Here is an 892-nt window from a genome sequence, read left to right as displayed (position 1 = left end):
CGATGAATTCTGACGTGATCAAGCAAGCCTTGACGCGCAGCATTGATAGCCTTCCCAAACACGCGCAAGACATTACAATCCAGTTGAACCCCCAAGATAAAACGTATGTTGTCGACCTCATTCAGACGCTTTCCCCTGAGGCGACGGTGCGACCGAATGCGGCAATAGCAAGGGGCGGCTGTATTATCGAGACGACCGACCAAGTGCTTGATTACACAGTAGAAAAACGGTACCAACTCGCGGTTCAATCGATGTTGATGGACGCAGCAAAGGCACAGAATTTTGAAGTGCATCAAGAAACTCCCGACTCAATGCAAACACATACGGATTACTCAAGTGCGTTGCTCAGCGAAGGTCAGCAGTTGGCGGAGCAAGAGCAGGTTCAAGGCAACATACCAAACGATTCTGAATCGAATGTGCACGCGACAAGTGATCAGGTTGATGGTGAAGAGAAACGCTCAATGGAACAGGAGTCTCCTTCGGATTCATCGAGTGATGAGACAGAGATAGAGCCGGGGCCAGAACATGAGTGATTTGCTTCAGCGTTTGGTGGATTATCAGCAAGCAGCGCAAGGGCTTGATTCGATTGCGCCAGAAGCGAGCGGACGCCTGACTAGAATGGTTGGCTTGACGCTTGAGGCACAGGGCTGCCAGGTGGTTGTCGGGGATCGATGCCTAATCGAGGGGGCAAACCAAGAATCAATAGAAGCTGAGGTAGTAGGTTTTGATGGCAACAAGACCTTTTTAATGCCGTTGGCCGCTGTGAAGGGTTTTAAACCAGGCGCTAGAGTTACGCCGTTAGCGAACACAAATGATGTGCCTGTTGGAATGGGGCTGCTGGGTCGAGTGCTTAACGGCAGTGGATATCCGATTGACGGGAAGGGAGAGCTTG

The 892-nt window shown here is 51.0% G+C and carries 1 protein-coding gene and 1 pseudogene; both read left to right on the top strand.

Annotated features, from left to right (window positions below):
- A partial coding sequence (locus A3750_RS19895; protein ID WP_068548684.1) for a FliH/SctL family protein occupies window positions 1-533 on the top strand: 533 nt, incomplete at its 5' end.
- A pseudogene (fliI, locus tag A3750_RS19890) lies at window positions 526-892 on the top strand (flagellum-specific ATP synthase FliI); the annotation flags it as partial. The gene A3750_RS19895 and the pseudogene fliI, both read left to right, overlap by 8 nt.

The organism is Oleiphilus sp. HI0079, assembly GCF_001635105.1.
Note: the sequence above shows the minus strand (reverse complement) of the source record. Positions and strands in the feature narration are given on the sequence as shown.